Raw genomic sequence first — 18,630 nt, 5'->3', positions numbered from 1 at the left:
GCGAACGCGAATTGCTGGCGATGCGCGTGAATGCCCCGGCGATTATCGAGCGGCTGCAGGTTTATCTCACGCGCGACCCGCAGCCGTCGAAGCTGTTGTTCGAGATCGCCCTGACCGGCGAGCTTACGGGCAGCGCGTATCCGGGCGCAGCTTCTGATAGGTCGACATCGCGTGCTTGAGGCCCAGTAGCGCCGAGGCTTCGAGTTCGTACTCGAGCTGCAGATCGCCGAACTTCTCGGCATCGTGTTGCGTGAGCTGACGCGTAGCCTTCTCGGCGATGCTGTGGCGGCGGAGGTATTCACGCGCGGCCAACCACATGGCGTTGGCGGCCTGTCGGATGTCGGCATCGTCGCTGATCGTGACCTTCGCGCACGACTTCTCGAAGTCGCGTACGCACTCGGTGAGCGCCAGATCGATGTTGTCAACCATGGCGTGGGCTGCACCGAGCTCGGATTTCGCGACCTGCAGCGTATTCAAGCGACCAAGTCGTTCGTGCTGACGACAAGTCTCCGACGCCGTGCGCGCGAGAGCGTCGCAGCAATACAACGGCCCTTGCTGCGCCGCGGTCGGGTCGTCGAGCATTTTCGGGGAGGCAGCAACGCGGGAGGGAGGCATGGTGGGGGCAAGAGTGGCCAGCGGGTCAGTGTGCCTGATAACCGGTTCGAACAGGCTCACCCTGTGATTTAGCGAACGCACCCGTATCGGTGGTAGTGGCTGTGCGAAGGACGATACGTGAATGGACACAAGTTGGCCCCGCAAATTCGGCGCGGCTTGTATGCTTGGTGCATGACTGCTCACATCGATTCCTTCGCGCATCTGCTCATCGACACGACGACGGCTGGCGTGCGCACGATCACGCTGAACCGCCCCGAACGTCTCAATGCGGTCAATCCGCGGCTCGCCGACGAACTGCCGATTGCGATGGCGGAGGCGGCCCGCGACAACGCGGTCCGAGCGGTGGTGATCACCGGCGCGGGACGGGGATTTTGCGCCGGTCTCGACCTCGGTGCACAGGGACGGCCCGACGACGCCGATCGCGCCACACGGTTGGATCCGTACTACTGGGTCGGACGATGGGTGCAGGCGATCACCTCGTGCGAGAAGCCGGTGATCGCGGCGGTGAATGGTGCGGCCGCCGGCGCCGGGTTCGGTCTCGCGCTCGCCTGCGACCTGCGTTTGGTGAGTGCCAGTGCGACGGTCACCGCGGGGTACGTTCGCCGCGGATTGTCACCCGACGCCGGGGTCACGTGGTTTCTGCCACGCTTGATCGGCCACGCCCGAGCCGCCGACATCATTCTTACCGGTCGCGATGTGCGCGCTGACGAAGCGGAGCGGATCGGCCTCGCCACGTCGGTGCTGGCGGATGACCTATTCGCCGATGGTGTGCAGCGCTATGCGGCGCAGCTGGCGGCGGGTCCTCCGCTCGCGTTGGCGCTGTCGAAGCGCCTGCTGCTTGCCAGCCCGGATGCCACGCTCGATGCGCAACTTCGCGAGGAGTTCACGCACATCAAGAGCTGCTTTGCGAGTGCCGATGTGCGCGAAGCGATGGCGGCGTTCAAGGAAAAGCGCGTCCCCCTGTTTGAAGGACGCTGACCCGCGCCCTGACCAGACTCAGGTCGTGTGGTTGCGTCCGGGGTTGTAGCGCAGGCTGCCGGGCAACGAGTTGAGCAGCGGCCCCAGTTCGGTGGCACGCTCGAGCGTGGTTACAAACGTGAGTCCGTCGAGCGACACGACGAGCAAGCCCGAGATGCCGTAGGCGACGACGCAGCAGCCGTCGGCGTGAATCACGTTGCCGGAGGCGTCGACACAGTGCACATGGCCCATCACACCGTTGCCGGTATCGTCGAGATCGCGCACCCGGCGCAACGAGGCCCACGTGCCGACGTCATCCCAGGCACACTCGGTGGGCAACACGACCAGGTTGCGACTTCGCTCGAGCAAGCCGCGATCGATCGAGACCGACGTGACCAGTTCGGCGAAGCTCGACATGTCGCCTGCAGCAAGCTGAGGCAACCCGTGCTGTAGCTCACCGGTGTTCACTTCGAGCTCGTCGAGTACGACGCGCGCACGCCACACGAAAATTCCGGTGTTCCAGAGCGCGCCCTTGTCGATGAGCGTATCGGCCAGCACGGCGGTCGGCTTCTCCACGAAGTGTTCCACCCGGCACGCGCCACCTTCAGCCCGCGACACGAACGGATCGAATGGGGTACCAGGCTGCAGGTAGCCGAACCCCGTTTCGCAGCGGGTGGGCTTGGCACCAAGGGCCACCAGCACCGGCTCCGTGGACGCGATCGTCGCGGCGCGTTGGAGCGCGTCGCGGAACACGTCGGGGAATCCGACCGAGAGGTCGGCGTGCAGCGCGCAAAAAACGGTATCCGGCCCGGCGCGCTTGGCCACTTCCTGGGCACCCCAGGCCAGGGCCGCCGCGGTGCCGAGTGGGCGCGGTTCGATGAGCATGTTGGCGCGAGGGACTTCAGGAATGGCTTCGTGCAGGGCGTCGGCGATGTCGGCGCTGGTGACGACGAGCACTCGTTCGGCCGGCACGAGCGGCGCGAGGCGCGCGATGGTGTCGGCGATGAGCGGCCGCTCGTTGACGAGGGCTAGCAACTGTTTCGGGCGCTTGGGCGTACTGAGTGGCCAGAAGCGGGTGCCGATGCCGCCGGCAAAGACCACGGCCCAGAGTGCGGTCCGCGTCTCGAGCAGGGGCTCGACCTCGAACTCCTCGATGGTGTCGGCGATCGGCGACGATTCGACGAGCACGGGGGACGCAACATGAGGAGCGACAGCGCGGGGCTCAGGCATCGTGGCAGCGGAGTGGAGAACACGAAGGGCGGGCCGCGAATGCAAATGCCCGTGGCAACTGGCGCATCTGCTCGGCAATGGACAACATACCTAGGCCATGCTCACTCTGCACCTTACCAACGGCGACTCGGCGGCGAGCGCTCTCGCGCGCTCCGGCCTACCGGGCGATATCGTCTCTTGGCGCGACCTGCTGCACGACGGTCCCGTGCCAGCCGATGACGACCTCGGCGCTTTCCATCGCGTGCGCGCCGAATTTCTCGCGAGCCGCGGGTGGTCGAACGTAGCGTCCGCGATCTCCGACTTCGAGCAGCGCGATGCGCGGCTGGAAGACGTGAGCGCGGGGGACGAAGTGGTCTTGTGGTTCGAGCCCGATCTGTATGACCAACTGCAGCTGATTCAGATCCTGGCGCGCTTCGAACGGCGGGCGGAACACGAGCGTCCCCGACTCACCATCGTGCCGGCAGATTGCTATCTCGGCCCGATGTTGCCGGAGAAGTTCGACCCCTTGTACCGGGCGCGGCGAGCCATCACATCACGCGATCTGGTGCATGGCGGCGTGGCCTGGCGTGCGTTGACGGCGGGTACACCTGACGACTTGCTGGACGTGACCAATCGGTTCGATCGGGAAGTCACGGCGCGCACGTACACCGCCGCCGCCGACGTGCGGCTGCCGCATCTGGTGGCCGCGCTGCGTCGTCAACTCGAGGAGTACCCGGATATCGACTCCGGACTCTCGCGCAGCGAGCGACAACTCTGCGAAGCGCTGTCACCGGGTGCCATCACGCTGGGTAAATTATTTGCCGCGCATCAGGTCACTGAGTCGTGGGTGTGGCTCGGGGACTGGAGCTTTGCGTGGTACGTCGAGCGTCTCAGTGACTGTGCGCATCCGATCGTGGTGCATACCAATGGCTCCCGGGTGATTGCGCCGCAGCGTGACACCGATGGTCGCGCCTTCTGGGAGCGGGCGGTGCAGCTGACGCCGTTCGGGCAGGATGTGATTCGCGCCCGCGCCGATGCGGTGCGGGCGAACGGCATCGATCGATGGATCGGTGGCACGCATTGCACGAACGCGGAGTACTGGCGCTGGGACGCGCGCACGCAGCGCACCGATCGGTTTCCCCGCACATAATGGACGCCCGAACTGACGACGACGCCGAACTGTTGGCGCTCCTCGAAGCGGATACGACGCTCGACGCGGCGCGCCCGATTCTCGAGCTCGCGGCCAGCTATTTCGCCGACACGCGTCGTGGTGAAGGACCAGTGTCCACATGGCACAGTGCGCAGGTGATTGCGGATCGCATTGCCGGGCCGATGCCGCGCGGACCGCGTGCGTTACCGGATGTGGCGCGTCGCCTGTCGTCGCTGCTGTTGGAGGACGTGAACCGTCTGGCGCATCCGATGTACATCGGGCATCAGGTGTCGGCGCCACTGCCGGCGGCGGTGTGGACCGACGCGCTGATCAGCGCGTTCAATCAGTCGCAGGCGGTGCGCGAGATGTCACCGTCGTTCACGCCGCTCGAGCATCAGGTGATTGCGTGGATGACCGACCTGGTGGGCTGGGATGAGCAGGCCGGCGGCACGATGACCTCGGGTGGCACCGAGGCGACGTTGACCGCGCTGCTGGCGGCTCGCAGTCGCGCGGTGCCTGATGTGTGGACCAACGGAATCGGCGCGCACGTGCCGGTGGTCGTGTGCGGTCAACATGCGCATTACGCAGTGTCGCGCGCGGCCGGTGAGATGGGCCTGGGGCTCGCGCGCGTGATCGTGATTCCATCACGCGAGCTCCGAATGGATACCGAGGCGTTGCGGGCGCGGCTCGAGCTGCTGCGTGGCACCGGCACGCGGGTGATGGCTGTAGTCGCGACGGCGGGCTGCACGGCCACTGGCAGCTTCGATGACCTGACGGCGATCGCCGATCTGTGCGACGAATTCGCCGACGATCATGGCCCGCTTTGGCTGCACGTCGATGCGGCGCACGGTGGCGCGGCGATACTGTCGCCACGGCATCAGCATCGCATGCAGGGGCTCGCGCGCGCGCGCTCGATGGCGTGGGACCCACACAAGACCCTGCTGCTGCCACTGTCGGCGGGAATGGTGCTGGTGCGCGATCAGGATGATCTCACGCGGGCCTTCTCGCAGGAGGCACCGTACCTGTTCAGCTCCGGCTCGGACGCGCAGATCTGGGATATGGGTCCCCGATCCTTTCAATGTTCACGCCGCGCTGACGTGCTGAAGCTGTGGGTGGCCATCGAGCGCTACGGGTCGGACAATCTGGCGCGCCTCTATGATCGGCTCTGTCGCATGGCGCAGACGCTGCACGGACTGCTCAGCGTCCGCACCGATTTTGCGCCGTTGCATGAGCCGATGTCGAATATTCTCTGCTTCGCGTGGACGCCGACGGGCATCGCGGAGGCCGATCTCGACACCCTGACCGACGCGCTCCGCGAACGGTACAACCGCTCAGGACGCGGCTGGATTACTGCCACCACGCTGGACGGCCGTCGCGTATTACGTATTACCGTGATGAACGCGCGAACCGACGAGACCCATCTCGCGAAGTTGGTGGACGGACTGGCGGCGGAGGCCGCGCTGCTTTTGCACAAACGCTAGCGGGATGCGAGACACTCGTCGCGAGCTTTCGGAAGGCGCTCCTGCACGGCAGGTCCAGTGGTTCGCGCGAAGCTCGCGGAGAACGCGAAGGCACGCGAAGAACAGCATCCACATTTTGAGAATACCACCATGCGCCACCCTCTCCTGACAATCGGCTGCGGTGCGGCATTCGGTCTGCTGCTCTCCAGTTGCGCGCCGACATCGCTCGCTCGCCGCACGATCAATCCACCGGGCATCGCACCGCTGGTGCCGGCGTACTCGGTAGCCATCCGCGCCGGCAATCAGGTCTTCGTGTCGGGCATGACCGGCATCACGCCGGGCACGCAGGATATCATCGCGGGCGGCGTCGAGATACAGACGCGCCAGACGCTCGAGAATATCCGAACGGCGCTCCGAACGGCCGGCGCCACCATGGCCGACGTCGGCGAGTGCACGGTATTTCTGATCGACATGCGCGACTACGCCGCGATGAATGGTGTATATACCGAGTACTTCCGCGTCGATCCCCCGGCGCGGGCGACGGTCGCCGTGACTGCCCTGCCGCGTCCCGCCGCGCGCGTGGAAATCAAATGCAGCGCCCAGATCCGCTCTTCGGAGAAGCCGTGACGACCCTGCTCCAAGCCAAACGTGGTGCCGACCTGCTGAACGACCCCGTCCTGAACAAGGGCACCGCGTTCACGGACGCCGAGCGCGATACATTCGGATTGCGCGGACTGCTGCCGCCACGCGTGATGTCGCAGGACGAGCAACTCGCCCGCATTCTTCCCGGCGTACGCTCCAAGCCGTCGCCGCTCGAGCAGTACGCGTATCTGGTTGCGCTTCATGATCGCAACGTGACGCTGTTCTATCGTCTGGTGATGGAACACCTCGAGGAGCTGATGCCAGTGTTGTACACGCCGACGGTCGGGCAGGCGTGCGAGGAGTTCGGTCGTATTTTCCGTCGCAGTCGTGGCATGTATATCACCGCTGCCGACAAGGGACAGGTGGGGAATGTGCTCGCCAACTGGCCGCAGGACGACATCAGAATGATCGTGGTCACCGATGGCGAGCGCATTCTGGGCCTGGGTGACCTCGGTGCCAATGGTATGGGCATCCCGATCGGGAAACTCACGCTGTACACGGCCTGTGCGGGCCTCTCGCCGAACCAGTGTTTACCGATCACGATCGACGTCGGTACGAACAATACCACGCTGCGTGAGAGTCACTCTTATGTCGGTCTGCGTCAGCCGCGTTTGCGCGGCGCCGAATACGACGAACTCCTGGATGAATTTGTCGAGGCCGTGCAAGCGCGCTTTCCGCTGGCCTGTTTGCAGTTCGAGGACTTCGGCAATCACAATGCCTTCGCGCTGCTCGAACGATGGCGCGACCGCATCTGCACGTTCAACGACGACATTCAGGGCACGGCATCGGTCGCGCTGGCGGGACTGTACTCCGCGGCACGCATCAGCGGCACGCCCCTGCGCGAGATGCGCCTCCTGTTTCTCGGCGCAGGTGAGGCCGGCATCGGTATCGGCGACCTCGTGGTCGAAGCGCTGTGCTCGGAAGGGCTGTCTCTGGACGAGGCACGTCGCCACTGCTGGTTCGTGGACTCGAAGGGGCTGGTGGAGCATTCGCGCACCGACCTTGCAGACCACAAGCAGCGCTTCGCGCACGATCATGCGCCGGTGAGTACCCTGCTCGACGCGGTGGAGTCGCTCAAACCGCACGCGATCATCGGCGTGTCGGGAACACCCAATACATTTACCAAGGACGTGCTGGCGGCGATGGCGAAGGAGCACCAGCGTCCTATTATCCTCGCGTTGTCCAACCCCACGTCAAAGGCCGAGTGTACCGCCCTGCAGGCGTACGCGGGCACCGATGGTCGGGCGATCTTCGCCAGCGGCAGCCCGTTCGCACCGGTGACGTACAACGGCAAGACGCACGTGCCGGGGCAAGGCAATAATGCCTACATTTTCCCTGGCGTCGGTCTTGGTGTCACGGTCAGTGCGTCGTCGCGCGTGACGGAGGGGATGTTCGCGGCGGCGGCACGTACGCTCGCCTCGCTGGTGACGTCGGACGATCTGGCGATGGGGCGTATCTATCCCAGTCTGTCGCGCATTCGCGAGGTGTCACGCGCGATTGCCATCGACGTGGCCACGATGGCGTTCGACAGTGGGTTGGCGCGCGTGGAACGGCCAAACGACGTGGCGGCTGCAGTCACCGCCGCGATGTTTGAGCCGCACTACGTGTCGTTGCTCTGAGCCGTCGGTGCTATCGCCTGCCGAGCAGCTCGGCAGGCGAAAAGCGCACACCGACGCTGACACTCGTACCCCCAAGGTCGAGGTGGTCGAAGGTCGCGTAGTCATCGCTCATCGGCGCGGCACCGAACTGCCGGCGCACCGTACCCTGCAGGGCGACCCAGCGCGCAACGGGTACGTCCACGCCCGCGCTCACATATGTGAACTGACCGCGTCCGGCTGAATAGAAATCGTCGCGGTAAGCCACGAGCCGCTCAGCGTCCACGAACGCGCCCCACTGATGAAAACGATAGCGCGTCGTGCCCAGGCCGGCGCCGAGTATCAGGCGCGCGCGATCCTGACTCGCGCCGTGTGCACGTGCCCACCGCGCGGCACGCCATTCGACGCCCAGCGACTGCACTGCGGTGAGTTGGAGTGCGGTCTGCTGCACCACCGGGCTGGTGGTTGTAGCAGGCAACACGCGGCTTACAGATCCCATCGTGCGCTCACCAGACTCGGTGCCGAGTCGAATGCTCCAGCGTGGTGTCATGCGCACGGCGACGTCGGCGCCGGCAAGTCGCGGATTCAACGTCGCACTTCCGGGATCGAGGGCGCGATCGATGAGCGAGTACACCTCGCTATTCCCCGACGGTGTGAACACCCCGTAGCGCACGGAGATACTCACGCGGGACCAGGCTGACGCATCCTTCGGTGCATCCTGCGCCTGGACCGCTGGCGCGAGTGCGACCATCCCGGCAACGAGTGCGGCGAAACGTTTCATCGCCCGGCCTCCCGCTCGCGCAACACGAAGTCGAGCGACACGCACGAGGTCTTCGACTGACGACGCTGTGCGTACACCATGCACGACACGTGTGGCAGGCGTGGTGTGACCGTCAGGGCCGCTGTCGCCGAGAGCTCGCCGCTAGTGGCGAGAATGGTGGTGCGTCCCTCGGCGCGTGAGCGAACCACACCAGCGCTGTCGACGCTCACAATCGTAGCGTTCACCGAGCGCCATGACACCGGCGCGACGTCGAGACCCATGATGTTCCCGCGACGATCCGCGACTTCCGAGCGCAGCGATCGCACGGCACCAAGCGATTTGAAGGCGGTGTCCGACACCGTGATGGTGAGACGTACCGCACGCTGGCGCACTTCGATCACCACCGTGTCGGCCAGCGGTCCGCTGAGATAGCCACGCGGACGGACGCCCGTGTCCGCCGGATCGACCTCTGCGATGATCGTGGCACGACCATTGGCGACGGCGCTGAATGTGCCATTGCTGACCATCTGCACGATGCCGGCCGGCGTAACCGACCAACGCAGCGGCACGTTGGCCAGAACGACGCCAACCTGATCGAGCACGCGCGACTGCACGCGAGCGGTATCACCAACGCTTTCGAGCTGGGACGCGCTGACAACCGTGAGGTCGATGCTGCTCGGTGCGCTATCGACCGAGCGCACGAAGTCGGTCGGTGCACAGGCGGTCAGGAGCAGTGGCGCGGCCAGTAGTGACGCGGCCAACAGGGCACACATCGAGCGATGCGTAGGCGAGGTCATGGGACGCGTCGTGCGCGAATTGATGTGGAAGATCATGGCGTGTTCGGCTGAAGGGCGGCGGGCGGCAACACGATGGCGGTGAGCAGCAGGCGCGCGCGGGCCCCCGGCTCGATGCGCGGAACTGTCCACTGCTTCGAGAGGTCGTTGTAGCTGCCGTCGATCGGCGTCGATTTCACGATCGTGAAGCCGGCCTCGGTGAAGGCACGCGGGATGATGACATTGATCGCCGGGCCCGTGCCCTTGTTGAGGACCGTCAAAGTAATCGTGATGGTGTCACCGACTACCGGCGAGCTCTGATCAGGGACGGCGGTCAGTTCGACGTCAGCGGGCGGTTCCGCCACGTCCACACCGAGGGACGCCGAACGCGGCGTGTGTGTGCGATCGATCCCATTCACTTGCAGCGTGTAGGCGCCGGGCGGCAGCGACAACGGGATCGAAACCGTCGATTGGAACGTGCCGTCGCTTCCGACGAGCACCGTACCCAGCAAGATCGGCGTGCCGTTCGGTGCGTAGATGTACACCGACACATAGGTTCCCGGCGCGAAGCCGCTCCCTTCGGTAGTCGCGCGTCCACCTTGGTCGAGCTGCATGGTGCGGCTGCTGTCGATCGGGATGGCGGACCCGGAGCCATCGCTGGAACGCAGCGATAGCATCACGGTCCCGTCGGACAGTCGCAATATCGTGTCGCGCACCACCTCCAGTGTAACCGGCGTGTTGCTTGACGACAGCGTCCCGGTGCCGCGGGGAGTAGTCGTGGGCTGTCCACCGGTGGTGCGGGTCGGACCGATTGGAACGAACGGCCCTGGCACCTCGACGAACGGGCTCATTCCGCACGGGTTCACGGCGGCCACCCGCACCCGCGTGGGCACGTTGTTGGTGAGCCCCTGAAGCACCCACGGGGTGACGGCGCGCCCATCGAGCAGCGTGCGCTTCCAGGTGGTGCCGTTGTCCGTGCTGTACTCCACAACGTAGCCCGACACGGCGCGACATCCTTCGTTGGCCGGAATATCGAGGGTCAACGTGATTCGTCCGTCGCCGGCAATGCCGACCACCGCCCGCGGTACCGACGGTGGCGTGAGCGCAAGAATATTGGCGGCCGCCACCGGGGCGCCATTCAGGCTGAGTGAATAGTTCGACGCGGCGCTGCCACCGAGTGCCGAGCTGATGATGCCGACCGGCTTCTGTGTGCCCACGGTGGGGTCAGCGAATGCGAACGTGACGGCGGTAAGGGTGACGTTGTCACCGTCGCGCACACCGACGAGTGCGAGCGTATTGCCGGCAATGGTCACGGCGGTCGTGCCGTCGTAGAGTTTCTCGTTGGCTTCGAACGAACCACCGATGGTGAGCGGAATCGCCGTGATGTCGGCGGTCGTCGTCGGCGCGCCAGCGAGGTTCACGGTATAGAGTCCGGCCTGGCTTCCCACCAACGTGACGTTCGTAATTACCACGGTCTTCGTGGATCCCACCGGTGCGGTCGTGAAAGCGATCGTGACCGAGGCGATGGTGACGTTATCGGGGCTGCTCACACCGACGAGCATGAGTGTGCTGGTGTTCCCGATGGCCGTCGTTGTGCCGCTGTACACTTTGTCGTTCGCCGTGAAGCTGCCACCGATGGTGACCGTCCCGCCGGCCGACGTGATGTTGGCGGAGGTGGTCGGTGCACCGGACACACCAATGGAGTAGTTGCCGCTGTTCGCGCCGCCGATCGTGGCGGCGCTGAGCGATACCGGTTTACCGGTGCCGACGCTGGCCGTGGCGAAGGTGGCGGTCACGCCGGAGAGCGTGACCACATCGGGGCTCACCACACCGACCAGCGTGAGACTATTGCCGGCGACGGTGGCCGACGTGCTGCCGTTGTACACCTTGTTGCTGGCGGTAAAGCTGCCGGCGAGCGTGAGCGGCTTGGGAGTAATGTTGGCCGTGGCGCTGGGCGCCCCGGTCAGGCTCACGGTATACAGCCCAGCATCGGTGCCACCGAGGGTGACGCCGGTGATCACGACACTCTTAGCCGTGCCTGCGGGCGCGGTCAGAAAGCCGAGGGTCACCGCAGAGATCGTGACGTTATCGCTGCTGTTCACACCAACCAGCGTGAGGCCCGTCGTGGTGCCGGTCGCCGTGGTATCACCGCTGTACACTTTGTCGTTCGCCGTGAGGCTGCCACCGATGGTGACCGTCCCGCCGGCCGACGTGATATTGGCGGTGGTGGTCGGTGCACCGGACACACTAATGGAGTAGTTGCCGCTGTTCGCACCGCTGATCGTCGCCGCACTCGGCGACACGGTTTTGCCGTTGCCCACAGACGCGGTGGCGAACGTAGCGGTGACACTCGCGAGCGTGACCACATCGGGGCTCACCACGCCCACCAGGGTGAGGCTGTTGGTGGCGACGGTGGCCGACGTGCTGCCGTTGTACACCTTGTTGCTGGCGGTGAAGCTGCCGGCCAGGGTGAGTGGCTTGGGGGTAATGTTGGCCGTGGCGCTGGGCGCTCCGGTCAGGCTCACGGTATACAGCCCAGCATCGGTGCCACCGAGCGTGACGCCGGTGATCACGACACTCTTGGCCGTGCCCACGGGCGAGGTGAGGAAGCCGAGCGTGATCGCGGCGATGGTGACGTTGTCGGGGCTGCTCACACCAACCAGCGTGAGGCCCGTCGTGGTGCCGGTCGCCGTGGTATCACCGCTGTACACTTTGTCGTTCGCGGTGAAGCTGCCACCGATGGTGACCGTGGTTGTAACCGGCGTAATAGTGACTTCGTTCGTGCTGGTGTCGCTGAGTGTGAAGCCGTCGGTGTTGGTGATTGTCGCCGCCACCTCGTACGTACCGGTTGGCAACGGAGTCGTCAGCGTCAGCGACCAGCTGGTGCCGCTCCGCACGATGGCGGGCGACGTGCTGGTCGAGTATTGCACACCGTTCACCACGACCGTCAGCACTTCGCCGGTGCCCACGGTCGCGGTGCCGGTGATCGTCGGGGTTGTCGACGACGTGCTGAGCGCGGTGACGGTGACCGGTCCGGCTGGTCGCGATGCGACGACGGTAGCGAGATAGTCATTGAGGCCCGCCAGCACTTGGGAGATGGCCGCGTTGCCGTTGGTACTTTGTCCGTCGGCGAGTTTTGTACCAGCGTAGCCAGCGGCATATCCGCCGATGCTCGATCCGCCGTTTACCGCGCCATCGGTGATCTGGATGGATCCGCCGCTATAGGTCAGCGTAATTGGTGAGACCGGACGTGGCAGGAAGCCAATCAGGTACGTCGTTCCGCCGCTATTGCGCCAATTGGCCGATGCGGGGATGTCGAGGATCGTGCCGTCGGTACGCACAATACGCATCGTGCCGGGAATGTCATTCCCCTGAATCTCAAACGTATTGGTGGACGAGCTCTGTATGAAGAAGATGCGCGCGATCTGCAGCGTCGCAAACGTCAACACGTTGTTGGCGGTACCCGCCGAGGTGCCGCGATTGCCTGCAAAACCGCTGGTGAAGGGTACGCTGATCACGGTCTGTGCACCAAGCTCCGCAGCAGCTCCTGCGAGCGCCATCGACATGCCCAGAGCGCCAATGCTTCGGCTCCACCGTCGTCCAATTGCCGCAAACCACATACTGCTGACTCCACTGTGAACGTCAAGAGGGAGCCAGCGTCCTCGCTGGCACTCGGCCTTGTCTCAGTGGTGTCGGCTTCCTGTGGCGTTCGCTTGAATCCAACGTTGGTCTTGTTCCTTCGGACTCGCCTGCACGATGCACGGCGCCAGTGAATATGTGCTGTGCTTCATGTGCGGCGGCGCGTACGCGCACATCAGCAGCGCACGGCGTGGCTCAGTCAGAATCGTAGCGAGAGGCAGCTCAGGCCCCCGTCCATCTTCGCGAACTCACTCATCGCCACCGGCTCAAGAGCGTATCCTGCCTGTCGCAGGAGAGCATGCGTGAGCGGATAGCCCTCGGCCACGAAGATCACATCGTTCACCCGCACGCTGTTGGCGGCGTACTCCTCGTCAGCCGGCACTCGTAGCACGTCCATGTCGGCGAAGGCCGCGTGCCCGGCGAGCGCCTTGATAGAGAGCAGACGGTTGGCGTCGAGGGCGACGACGCCACTCTTCAGGTGCAGGATGCCCGGTGTGCGGCGGATATCGACCAGCCGCGCGGCCACGCCATATCGCGCCAGCCATGCGGCGAGTTGCCGCGCGCCGTCAGCGTTCGTGCGTTCCGAGATGCCGATGAACACGACGTCTCCGGCCTCACAGACATCGCCGGCATCGAGGGCGCCGGGGGTGGTGATTTCCGGCAGCTCGGGGAAGAACGACGCGAGGGCGTCGCGAATCGCGTGCACCTCACCGGCGCGGCTCGCCGCGCCGGGGTGAGTGATGATGGCGCCCCGGCCGGGAAGGATCAACGCGGTATCCTCGACGAATGTGGAGTCGGGGTGTGCGCTGTCGGCAGGCAGTGCGATAACCGTGCAGCCGTGACGTGCGAGCGCGGCACAGTACGCGGCGTGCTGCGCGAGTGCCAGCGCGACATTGGGCACGCCCAGGTCGACGGTGGTGAGTCCGTTTGCGAAGTTGCGTGCTGGCGGGCGGACGATTGCCTGCGTGAAGCGTGAGAACATGCGCGGAGTATGGCGCTTGGCCGGTCGGGGCGGAATACTATGCGCTGACTGGCCGACGTCGGCCGCGACCAGACTGCATCAAGTTTACGCAGGGAGTTGGTATCATCGATCTCGAATTCAGTGCGCAGGAGATGCGCGCGATGGCCGATCAGGTCGTGGCGCGCTGCGTGGACCACATCGCGACGCTGCCCAGTCAGCCGCTGTACGGCGTGCACAATGCGGAGGCACTCTGCCTGAGCATGCGCGAGTCGTCGCCGGCGTCGGGTACTCCGCTGGCGGCGCTGCTCGACGATCTGTTCATGACGTACATCCCGCAGTCGTTCAACACGCCGTCGCCGGGCTATCTCGCGTATATCCCCGGTGGCGGACTGTTTCCGGCGGCGTTGGCGGACTTCATCGCCGATACCACGAACCGCTACACCGGTATCTGGCAGGCGGCGCCGGCACTGGTGCAACTCGAAGCGAATGCGCTGCAGTGGCTCGGCGAGTGGATGGGATTTCCCGCGGGCACGCGCGGGGTATTCACCACCGGCGGCTCGATGGCCACGTTCAACGCGGTGTTGTGCGCGCGTGAGCAGTATCTGGGACCCGATATCCGGCGCGGTGTGCTGTATACATCGGATCAGGCGCACCATTGCGTGATCAAGGCGGCGAAGCTGGCCGGTATCATGCCCGATCGGGTGCGATCCATTCCGTGCGACGCACAGTTTCACCTTCCGGTACAGGCGTTGCGCGAGGCGATCGCGCAGGACCGTAGTAGCGGATTGCTGCCGTTCATGGTGGTTTCGAACGCCGGCACCACCAACACCGGTGCCGTCGATCCGCTCAACGCGATCGCCGACGAGTGTGCCGCCGAACAGCTGTGGCATCATGTGGACGGTGCGTACGGCGCCTTTTTCCAGCTGTGCAGCGACACGCACGAGGTATTGCGTGGCATCGAGCGTGCCGATTCACTCACGCTCGATCCGCACAAAGGCATGTTCATGCCGTACGGCACGGGCGCGCTACTGGTGCGCAACGGCGCGGCGTTACGGGCCGCGCATGGCGCGACGGCCGACTATCTGCCCGACATGCCGAGTGCGGCCGAGTTTTACGATCCGAGTCAGCATGGGCCAGATTTATCGCGCGGATTCCCGGGGTTGCGCATGTGGCTCACGATCAAGCTGTACGGGGCCGATGCATTCCGTGCTGCGATCGATGAAAAGCGTGTGCTCGCGCTCGACGCGGCGGCTCGGGTCGCGCGGTTACCGCACGTGGTCATGGACGCGCCGCCGGAGCTATCGCTGTTTCCGTTTCATCTCACCTGGCCGGGCGCCACGCTTGTACAGGAGGACGCCGCCACGCGGGAGCTGATGGCGGCTACCTCACAGCGGGGGCGTGTGATGATCAGCGGCGCTGTGGCCGGCGGACGGTATGTGGGTCGCGTCTGCGTGCTGAGTTTCAGGACGCATGCGGTGCAGATCGACCACCTCGTGGCGGATCTGGCATCCGCGATCACCGAGGTGGTGGCGAGGCATCGGGTGTAGGGCGGCCGCGAGACCATCAACAGCGGGAACACGGAGGGCAGTGCGGCGGCGAGACCGTCAACAACTGGAACACGGATTGACGGAAACGGCACGGGAACAACTCGGATTGGTTCGTGGATATTCCCCAGGACGCCGTGTGGGACGGCCCATTCCGTATTTGTGGCTGTTGAACTGCGAGGAGGAGCGACGTGGCGAGGCGATCACGCGGGTGCCTATCCGTGTTGTTCCCGTGCCGTTTCCGTCAATCCGTGTTCCAGCTGTTCCGCGACCTTCGCCGGGTCGCCCAGCGCGGGTCGCCCAGCGCGGGTCGCCCGGCGCGGGTCCTCGACGCATCTTTGTCTGTACGCGAGGCGCCGGTTGAAGTGCGCGTGGAGGTGCCGCTTGTCGGCGCTCGGCATCACCCCCTGATCGAATTGGACTCTTTATCGCGGATTAGACCGTGCCCCTTCCTATGCTGATGGCCAGCCAGCGCGACCCGTGGTACGACGGCGTGCACGTTTAGTGTCGTACATCGCCCCCGAAACCCGTCTGCGTGAGCTTACGCCGGTTCCGCTCGTCGTCGGTGCCGTGCTCGGCCTCATCTTCGGCGCCTCGTCGCTGTATTTGGTGCTCAAGGTGGGACTCACCGTGAGCGCCTCGATTCCGGTCGCCGTCATCTCGATCACGATCTTCCGCCTGTTGGCGCGACTGGGCGGGCGGGATGCGACGATCCTCGAGCACAACATCGTGCAGACGGCCGGTTCGGCGGGTGAATCGATTGCATTCGGCATCGGCGTCACGATGCCGGCGATTCTCATTCTCGGTTTCGACCTCGAGATCGCGCGCGTGTTGCTGGTCGCGGTGCTCGGTGGTGTGCTTGGCATCCTCATGATGATCCCGCTGCGTCGCGCGCTGATCGTGGCGCAACATGGCGTGCTGAAGTATCCGGAAGGCACGGCGTGTGCTGAAGTGTTGAAGGCCGGCGCGAACGCCGAATCGCGCGCGGCGGCGAGTGAGGGGGCTCGGCGCGAGCAGGAAGCGCTTGGTGGTGCGGGCACGAGCGCTCGCACTATCTTCACCGGCTTTGGCATCGGAATCGCGTACAAGACCGCGATGTCGGCCCTGCGCGCGTGGAAAGATGTGCCGGAGAAAGTGTTCGGTGCCCCCTTTTCGGCGGCGTCGGTATCAGTGGAAGTGTCACCGGAGTTGCTCGGTGTGGGCTATATCATCGGCCCGCGCGTGGCGGCGGTGATGTTCGCCGGCGGTGTGCTGGCGTATCTCGTGCTCATTCCGATGATCGCCTATTTCGGATCGGCGCTCACCATGCCGCTGGCACCGGAAACGCGTGCGCTGATCAGCGACATGAGCCCTGGTGCCATTCGTAACGCCTACGTGCTGTACATCGGCGCCGGTGCGGTGGCCACCGGTGGCATCATCAGCGTGATCCGCTCGATGCCGACGATCTGGCACGGACTGCGCGAAGGACTGCGCGATGTGTCCAACTCCAGCACCACGACTATTCGCGATACGGTGCGCACCGACCGTGATCTGCCGCTCAAGCTGGTACTGCTTGGCATCATTGCGCTGGTGGTCGCGCTCGTGGGTGCGAGTCCGCTGTATGTGGGTGGTACCGGCTTCGGCACGCGCATCGCGGCGGCGATGCTGATCGTAGTGTTCGGTTTTCTGTTCGTGACGGTGTCGTCGCGACTGACCGGTGAAATCGGCTCGTCTTCGAATCCGATTTCCGGCATGACGGTGGCCACGCTGCTGCTGACCTGTCTGGCGTTCGTGCTGCTGGGCTGGACGGGTAGCAATTACTACGTGACAGCGCTCTCGATCGGCGCGATCGTGTGCATCGCGGCGTCGAACGGTGGCACCACGTCGCAGGATTTGAAGACGGGCTTTTTAGTGGGCGCGACGCCGCGCTCGCAGCAGATTGCGATCGTGGTGGGCGCGCTGGTGTCGGCGCTGGCGCTCGGGCCTATTCTGCTGCGACTGAACGCGGCGGGCACCGTGTATGTGAGCGCCGCGGCCATGATGCCGGACGCGCCTGGTGGCGCCGCGCTCACGAGTGGCGAGACGGTGAACGTGCGCACGCTCGATCGTCGTGAATCGGTAGACGGCCTCATGGCCGACGGCAGCACCGACTCGCGCGAGTACTGGGTGTGGCACCGCCAAGACCCAAGTGGCGGCAACGCTGAGAAGTATCTGGTGGACGACGCGGGGAAGCCCGTGTACTTCGTGGATCCGGGCATCAACGGCAGCATCCGCACGCTCGCGAATGGTCAGGATGTGCCGAAGTTCGATGCGCCCAAGGCCACGCTGATGTCGTACATCATCAAGGGGATCCTGGGCGGGAAACTGCCGTGGGGACTCGTGCTGTTGGGCGCCATGATCGCGCTTGTGCTCGAGCTGTCGGGGATCCCGTCGCTGGCCTTTGCGGTCGGCGTGTATCTGCCGATCTCGACGTCGGCGCCGATCTTCGTGGGCGGTGTCGTGCGCTGGGCGGTCGATCGCTGGATCGCGCGCAAACACGCCGATCGCAACCTCTCCGCCGATGAACTGGCGGCCGAGGGCGACAAGAGTCCCGGCGTCCTGATGGCGTCGGGCTACATCGCCGGCGGCGCCATCGCCGGCATCCTGATCGCCTTTGTGGCGGGAGTACCGGCGATGGCGGGTGTGAATCGCGCGATCGAGGCGATGTCGGTGAACAACCCGCTGTTCGCAGGGCCGATGGCCGACGTGCTCTCGCTGCTGCCGTTCGTGGGGCTGATCGCGGTGCTGTATCTGACGGGTCGCGAAAAGCTGCTTACAAGACCTTCTTGATGGCCGCTTCCAGGTTCTGCGCGCCACCGACGCCGGTGTAGACGATCTTGCCGCTCTTGTCGACGACGACCACGTAACTGGTGGCCGGCACGTCGTAGGCACCGCTGACCGTACCCTTTTTGTCGTACAGCAGTTCGCCGCCGAGCTTGTTGGCCTTTTGCCAACCCTTCACGCGTTCGATGGACTGGTTCACCGACACGGCGACAGTCACGAATTTCACCTTCGCGCCGTGCTTGGTCATCGCGGCGCGCATGGCGGGCTCGAGCTGCTTGCAGTTACCGCACCAGGTGGCCCAGAACTCGAGCACAACGGGCGTCTTGCCGAGGTAGGCTGAGAGGTCGACGGTTTTGCCGTCGAGGGTTTGGAGCGGGCCGCTGGGGGCGGTTTCGCCGACCGCGATGCCGAGGTCTTGGGCGAGGGCTGGAGTCGCGAAGGCGAAGGCCAGTGCGAACAAGGCGGAGCGGAGAGGCGACATAAAACAGTACGGGGTACGGGGTACGGGGTACGGGGTACGGGG

At 65.1% G+C, this 18,630-nt stretch carries 14 protein-coding genes; 7 read left to right on the top strand and 7 right to left on the bottom strand.

Annotated elements, in window-relative coordinates:
- Nucleotides 1–123: 123 nt before the first annotated feature.
- Complete coding sequence (locus ACLL97_RS12915) at nt 124–615, bottom strand: hypothetical protein (RefSeq protein ID WP_411280884.1); 492 nt, start codon at nt 613–615, stop codon at nt 124–126.
- A 171-nt stretch (nt 616–786) separates the two neighbouring features.
- Here ACLL97_RS12915 and ACLL97_RS12910 point away from each other — a divergent pair, with 171 nt between their 5' ends.
- A complete protein-coding gene (locus ACLL97_RS12910) occupies nt 787–1,593 on the top strand; it encodes an enoyl-CoA hydratase/isomerase family protein (RefSeq protein ID WP_411280883.1) in 807 nt (268 codons plus the stop codon).
- 18 nt (nt 1,594–1,611) lie between these two features.
- Here the strand turns inward: ACLL97_RS12910 and ACLL97_RS12905 are convergent, their stop codons facing one another.
- Nucleotides 1,612–2,760 (bottom strand): mannose-1-phosphate guanylyltransferase, encoded by a 1,149-nt coding sequence (locus ACLL97_RS12905; protein WP_411280882.1) that lies wholly within the window; start codon nt 2,758–2,760, stop codon nt 1,612–1,614.
- Nucleotides 2,761–2,899: 139 nt separating this feature from the next.
- Here ACLL97_RS12905 and ACLL97_RS12900 point away from each other — a divergent pair, with 139 nt between their 5' ends.
- The 4 genes from ACLL97_RS12900 to ACLL97_RS12885 all read left to right on the top strand — a co-directional run bounded on the left by ACLL97_RS12900 (nt 2,900) and on the right by ACLL97_RS12885 (nt 7,652).
- The gene (locus ACLL97_RS12900) at nt 2,900–3,931 is read left to right on the top strand and encodes a DUF1835 domain-containing protein (RefSeq protein ID WP_411280881.1); all 1,032 of its coding nucleotides are present in this window, start codon (nt 2,900–2,902) and stop codon (nt 3,929–3,931) included.
- Nucleotides 3,931–5,412, top strand: coding sequence for a pyridoxal phosphate-dependent decarboxylase family protein (locus ACLL97_RS12895; protein WP_411280880.1), 1,482 nt, complete (start codon nt 3,931–3,933; stop codon nt 5,410–5,412). The genes ACLL97_RS12900 and ACLL97_RS12895 overlap by 1 nt, the downstream gene beginning before the upstream one ends.
- A gap of 129 nt (nt 5,413–5,541) precedes the next feature.
- Nucleotides 5,542–6,018: a RidA family protein gene (locus ACLL97_RS12890; RefSeq protein ID WP_411280879.1), complete on the top strand. Its 477-nt coding sequence runs from the start codon at nt 5,542–5,544 to the stop codon at nt 6,016–6,018.
- Nucleotides 6,015–7,652, top strand: coding sequence for an NAD-dependent malic enzyme (locus ACLL97_RS12885; protein ID WP_411280878.1), 1,638 nt, complete (start codon nt 6,015–6,017; stop codon nt 7,650–7,652). Before ACLL97_RS12890 ends, ACLL97_RS12885 begins: the two co-directional genes overlap by 4 nt.
- A 10-nt stretch (nt 7,653–7,662) precedes the next feature.
- Here the strand turns inward: ACLL97_RS12885 and ACLL97_RS12880 are convergent, their stop codons facing one another.
- The 4 genes from ACLL97_RS12880 to ACLL97_RS12865 all read right to left on the bottom strand — a co-directional run bounded on the left by ACLL97_RS12880 (nt 7,663) and on the right by ACLL97_RS12865 (nt 13,782).
- Entirely contained in the window at nt 7,663–8,409 is a 747-nt protein-coding gene (locus ACLL97_RS12880; RefSeq protein WP_411280877.1) for a hypothetical protein, read from the bottom strand.
- Nucleotides 8,406–9,221, bottom strand: a complete 816-nt coding sequence (locus ACLL97_RS12875) for a hypothetical protein (RefSeq protein ID WP_411280876.1) — start codon at nt 9,219–9,221, stop codon at nt 8,406–8,408. The genes ACLL97_RS12880 and ACLL97_RS12875 overlap by 4 nt, the downstream gene beginning before the upstream one ends.
- A complete protein-coding gene (locus ACLL97_RS12870) occupies nt 9,218–12,727 on the bottom strand; it encodes a YDG domain-containing protein (RefSeq protein WP_411280875.1) in 3,510 nt (1,169 codons plus the stop codon). The genes ACLL97_RS12875 and ACLL97_RS12870 overlap by 4 nt, the downstream gene beginning before the upstream one ends.
- A 272-nt stretch (nt 12,728–12,999) precedes the next feature.
- Entirely contained in the window at nt 13,000–13,782 is a 783-nt protein-coding gene (locus ACLL97_RS12865) for a dimethylarginine dimethylaminohydrolase family protein (RefSeq protein ID WP_411280874.1), read from the bottom strand.
- Between ACLL97_RS12865 and ACLL97_RS12860 the strand changes: the two genes are divergently transcribed.
- Nucleotides 13,773–15,308, top strand: coding sequence for a pyridoxal phosphate-dependent decarboxylase family protein (locus tag ACLL97_RS12860; RefSeq protein WP_411280873.1), 1,536 nt, complete (start codon nt 13,773–13,775; stop codon nt 15,306–15,308). The genes ACLL97_RS12865 and ACLL97_RS12860 overlap by 10 nt on opposite strands.
- 501 nt (nt 15,309–15,809) lie before the next feature.
- Nucleotides 15,810–18,113 (top strand): OPT family oligopeptide transporter, encoded by a 2,304-nt coding sequence (locus ACLL97_RS12855; protein ID WP_411280872.1) that lies wholly within the window; start codon nt 15,810–15,812, stop codon nt 18,111–18,113.
- On the opposite strand, the gene ACLL97_RS12850 is transcribed toward ACLL97_RS12855, so the two are convergent.
- Nucleotides 18,097–18,588, bottom strand: a complete 492-nt coding sequence (locus tag ACLL97_RS12850; protein ID WP_411280871.1) for a TlpA family protein disulfide reductase — start codon at nt 18,586–18,588, stop codon at nt 18,097–18,099. The two genes, ACLL97_RS12855 and ACLL97_RS12850, sit on opposite strands and share 17 nt — an antisense overlap.
- Nucleotides 18,589–18,630: the final 42 nt, after the last annotated feature.

It is taken from the genome of Gemmatimonas sp., assembly GCF_046594945.1.
Taxonomy (GTDB): Bacteria; Gemmatimonadota; Gemmatimonadetes; order Gemmatimonadales; family Gemmatimonadaceae; genus Gemmatimonas.
This window is presented reverse-complemented; position numbering and strand designations above follow the sequence as displayed.

Coding starts and splice junctions, on each gene's coding strand:
- ACLL97_RS12915 (WP_411280884.1), bottom strand. CDS start 615: ATGCCTCCCTCCCGCGTTGCTGCCTCCCCGAAAATGCTCGACGACCCG.
- ACLL97_RS12910 (WP_411280883.1), top strand. CDS start 787: ATGACTGCTCACATCGATTCCTTCGCGCATCTGCTCATCGACACGACG.
- ACLL97_RS12900 (WP_411280881.1), top strand. CDS start 2,900: ATGCTCACTCTGCACCTTACCAACGGCGACTCGGCGGCGAGCGCTCTC.
- ACLL97_RS12895 (WP_411280880.1), top strand. CDS start 3,931: ATGGACGCCCGAACTGACGACGACGCCGAACTGTTGGCGCTCCTCGAA.
- ACLL97_RS12890 (WP_411280879.1), top strand. CDS start 5,542: ATGCGCCACCCTCTCCTGACAATCGGCTGCGGTGCGGCATTCGGTCTG.
- ACLL97_RS12880 (WP_411280877.1), bottom strand. CDS start 8,409: ATGAAACGTTTCGCCGCACTCGTTGCCGGGATGGTCGCACTCGCGCCA.
- ACLL97_RS12875 (WP_411280876.1), bottom strand. CDS start 9,221: ATGATCTTCCACATCAATTCGCGCACGACGCGTCCCATGACCTCGCCT.
- ACLL97_RS12870 (WP_411280875.1), bottom strand. CDS start 12,727: ATGTCGATGGCGCTCGCAGGAGCTGCTGCGGAGCTTGGTGCACAGACC.
- ACLL97_RS12865 (WP_411280874.1), bottom strand. CDS start 13,782: ATGTTCTCACGCTTCACGCAGGCAATCGTCCGCCCGCCAGCACGCAAC.
- ACLL97_RS12850 (WP_411280871.1), bottom strand. CDS start 18,588: ATGTCGCCTCTCCGCTCCGCCTTGTTCGCACTGGCCTTCGCCTTCGCG.